The sequence below is a fragment of the Sphingomonas sp. 28-62-20 genome, assembly GCF_002281505.1.
This window is the reverse complement of the sequence record NZ_NCGH01000054.1, coordinates 1-2,672: the sequence shown is the minus strand read 5'-3', so window position 1 is coordinate 2,672 and position 2,672 is coordinate 1. Positions and strand designations below refer to the sequence as shown.

Sequence of the window (2,672 nt, the reverse complement as noted above, 5' to 3'; positions counted from 1 at the left end):
GATCTTCGCGTCGGGGATGATCATGTCGTCCTTGCCGAACGAGATGCCGGCCTTGAACGCGTGGCGGAAACCGAGCGCCATGATCGCATCGGCGAACAGCACGGTCTCCTTCTGGCCGGTGTGGCGATAGACCTCGTCGATCACGTCGCCGACGTCCTTCTTGGTCAGCAGCCGGTTGACGATGTCGAAGGGCACTTTGTGGCTCTTCGGCAGCGTTTCGCCGAGCAGCATCCGGCCCGGAGTCGTCTCGAAGCGCTTCAGGTAAGGCTTGCCCTCCTCATCGGTCTGCGGAACGCGGGCGATGATCTTGGTGTGGAGCGTCACCGCGCCTGAATCGAGCGCGTGATGCACCTCGGCCATGTCGGTCAGCATCATGCCTTCGCCGGGCTCGTTCTCCTTCATCATCGTGATGTAGTAGAGCCCGAGCACCATGTCCTGCGACGGCACGATGATCGGCTTGCCGTTGGCAGGCGACAGGATGTTGTTGGTCGACATCATCAGCACGCGCGCTTCGAGCTGGGCTTCCAGCGAGAGCGGCACGTGGACCGCCATCTGATCGCCGTCGAAATCGGCGTTGAACGCCGAGCAGACGAGCGGGTGAAGCTGGATCGCCTTGCCCTCGATCAGCACCGGCTCGAACGCCTGGATGCCGAGACGGTGGAGCGTCGGCGCACGGTTGAGCATCACGGGATGCTCGCGGATCACCTCGTCCAGAATGTCCCAGACTTCCTTGCGCTCCTTCTCGACCCACTTCTTCGCCTGCTTGAGGGTCATCGACAGACCCTTGGCGTCGAGGCGCGCGTAGATGAACGGCTTGAACAGCTCGAGCGCCATCTTCTTGGGCAGGCCGCACTGGTGCAGCTTGAGCTCAGGCCCGGTCACGATGACCGAGCGGCCCGAATAATCGACGCGCTTGCCGAGCAGGTTCTGGCGGAAACGGCCCTGCTTGCCCTTGAGCATGTCCGAGAGCGACTTCAATGGACGCTTGTTGGCGCCCGTGATCGTGCGACCGCGGCGGCCGTTGTCGAACAGCGCGTCGACGGCTTCCTGCAGCATGCGCTTTTCGTTGCGGACGATGATGTCCGGCGCGCGCAATTCCATCAGCCGCTTCAGGCGGTTGTTGCGGTTGATCACGCGGCGATAGAGATCGTTCAGATCCGACGTCGCGAAGCGGCCACCGTCGAGCGGCACCAACGGGCGCAGCTCGGGCGGGATGACCGGCACGACTTCGAGGATCATCCACTCGGGCTTGTTGCCCGAATCGATGAAGCTCTCGACGACCTTGAGCCGCTTGATGATCTTCTTGGGCTTGAGTTCGGACTTGGTGACGGCGAGCTCTTCGAGCAGCTCCTTGCGCTCACCCTCGAGATCGAGGTCCTGCAGCATGATCCGCACGGCTTCGGCGCCGATCCCGGCCGAGAAGGCGTCCTCGCCGTACTGGTCCTGCGCGTCGAGGAGCTCGTCCTCGGTCATCAGCTGGAACTTCTCGAGCGGGGTGATGCCCGGCTCGATCACGATATAGGCCTCGAAATACAGCACGCGCTCGAGCTGCTTGAGCTGCATGTCGAGCAGCAGGCCGATGCGCGACGGCAGCGACTTCAGGAACCAGATGTGCGCGACGGGGGCGGCGAGCTCGATATGGCCCATCCGCTCACGCCGGACCTTCGAGACGGTGACCTCGACGCCGCACTTTTCGCAGACGATGCCCTTGTATTTCATGCGCTTGTACTTGCCGCACAGGCACTCGTAATCCTTGATCGGGCCAAAGATGCGCGCGCAGAACAGGCCGTCACGCTCGGGCTTGAACGTCCGGTAGTTGATGGTCTCGGGCTTCTTGATCTCGCCGAACGACCACGAACGGATGCGGTCAGGCGACGCGATCCCGATCTGGATCTGGTCAAAGGTTTCCGGCTTGGCGACCGGGTTCGCGAAGTTGGTCAGTTCGTTCATGGGTAGGGGACCCTTCCTCAGAATTCTGTAGCCCTCTCCCCATCGGGGAGAGGGTTGGGTGAGGGGCAGTCAAGCCCTGCTGCGCTCGTGGCAGCCCCTCACCCCGGCCCTCTCCCCGCGGGGGAGAGGGAGGGTTGGCTTACTCCGCCGCGATCGCGACGCCGTCGCTGTCGAACTGCTCGATGCTCTTCAGCTCGACGTTCAGACCCAGCGAGCGCATTTCCTTGACGAGCACGTTGAAGCTCTCCGGAATGCCGGCCTCGAAGGTGTCGTCGCCCTTGACGATCGCCTCATAGACCTTGGTGCGGCCGACCACGTCGTCGGACTTCACCGTCAGCATTTCCTGCAAGGTGTACGCGGCGCCATAGGCCTGGAGCGCCCAGACCTCCATTTCACCAAAGCGCTGGCCGCCGAACTGCGCCTTGCCGCCCAGCGGCTGCTGGGTAACGAGCGAGTAGGGGCCGATCGAACGCGCGTGGATCTTGTCGTCCACAAGGTGGTGCAGCTTGAGCATGTAGATGATGCCCACCGTCACCTTGCGATCGAACATCTCGCCGGTGCGCCCGTCGAACAGCTCCGACTGACCCGAGGTGTCGAGCCCCGCCAGCGCCAGCATTTCGGAGACGTCCTTTTCGCGCGCGCCGTCGAACACGGGGGTGCCCATCGGGATACCCGTCTTCGAATATTCGGCGAGCTCGGCGATCTGGTCACCGTCGCGGGCG

General features: G+C 63.2%; 1 protein-coding gene and 1 pseudogene. Both read right to left on the bottom strand.

What is annotated here, in order from left to right; translation table 11 throughout:
- Positions 1–1,950 (bottom strand): DNA-directed RNA polymerase subunit beta' (rpoC, locus tag B7Y43_RS19780; protein ID WP_374133377.1); only part of this gene is annotated, 1,950 nt, incomplete at its 3' end.
- 139 nt (positions 1,951–2,089) lie between these two features.
- Positions 2,090–2,672 (bottom strand): annotated as a pseudogene (locus tag B7Y43_RS19775) (DNA-directed RNA polymerase subunit beta); the annotation flags it as partial.